Here is a 1,219-nt window from a genome sequence, read left to right as displayed (position 1 = left end):
CGCTGCCGGGGGGCGGCCTCCAGCCCGGCGTGGGTCGCCAGCATCTGCGGCAGCAGGTGGCCCTGGGGGCGGCGCCGGCCGGCCCAGACCTGGCGCGCCGTCTCGGCGTCCAGCCCGCCCTCCTCGGCGGCGAGCGCCACCCCCAGGCACTCGCCGCCGCAGACGGCGCCGAGGAGGTGGATGCCGGGGGCGTCGAGCAGCTGGCGCAGGTCGAGGGGGCGGGTGCGGTAGTGGGCGCTGACGAGCAGGCCGAAGAGCTGGCGCAGGCGCGGCTCGTCGGCGGCCAGGGCGTCCCGGTCGAGCGCCTCGACCCGGAGCGCGTCATCGGGGCCCGGCGGGTCCGGCTCCCCGGGGTCGGCGTCGAGCAGCAGGGCGCGGGCGAGCCACGCCTCCAGCGGGTCGCCCGGCGCCCAGCGGATCGGGGTGTCCAGGCGCACGGCGCGCCACTGCGGCGTCTCGGCGTCGAGCACGGCGCGAAAGCGCAGGTCGAAGCCGCGCCCGGTGCCCTCGTAGCCGTGGACGGTGGTGGCGAAGGCGATCCGCGGCGCGCCGCGCAGCAGCGCGGTGAGCAGCGCGACGGGCAGGCCGGCGGCCTCGTCGACGAGGACCAGCTCGTCCGCCCCGGCCCGCTCGAGCACCGCCTCGGGCTCGCGGAAGGCGAGCTCGCCGGCGCCGATGCGCACCGTGCGCCGGTCGGCGAAGGTGCCGGCGGCGTAGGCGGCGGCGTGCTCGAGCACCGGCTCCGCCGCCGTCAGCGACGGCGCGGTCACGCTCACCCGGCGGACCCGGCCGCGGCGCAGGAGCTCGCCGGCGGCGATGCCGAGCGCCGCCGACTTGCCCCGGCCGCGGTCGGCGCTGAGCACGGCCGGGCGGCGGCGGTGGCCGGTGACCACGCCCACCACCGCCTCGACGGCATTGCGCTGGTCGGCGCTGCGGCAGCCGTAGCCGTGCTCGGGGCCGGCCGCGGCCGGCGGCCCGGGGACGAGGCTCGGCGGGGCGTCGTCGGGGCCGTAGCGCTCGATGCCGGGGGCGCTGCGCAGGCAGCCGATCAGCCGCTCGACGAAGCGGGCGCCGGCCTCGCCGCGCCCCCGGCCGGCGGGGATGAGGCGGTCCAGGGCCGCATCCGGGGCGCCAGGCCAGTCGGCGAGCGCCGGCGTCAGGAGCACCAGGAGGCCGCCGCCGCGGATCGAGCCCGCGGCGGCGGCGAGGGCGTCCGGAT

The 1,219-nt window shown here is 80.7% G+C and carries 1 protein-coding gene; it reads right to left on the bottom strand.

The features are described from left to right. A partial coding sequence (locus tag CKO13_RS12260; RefSeq protein ID WP_200261419.1) for a tRNA(Met) cytidine acetyltransferase TmcA domain-containing protein occupies positions 1-1,219 on the bottom strand: 1,219 nt, incomplete at both ends.

This window comes from Halorhodospira neutriphila, from assembly GCF_016584055.1.
Classification (GTDB): domain Bacteria; phylum Pseudomonadota; class Gammaproteobacteria; order Nitrococcales; family Halorhodospiraceae; genus Halorhodospira; species Halorhodospira neutriphila.
The sequence above is the reverse complement of the archived record's forward strand: the minus strand, read 5'-3'. Positions and strand labels throughout refer to the sequence as shown.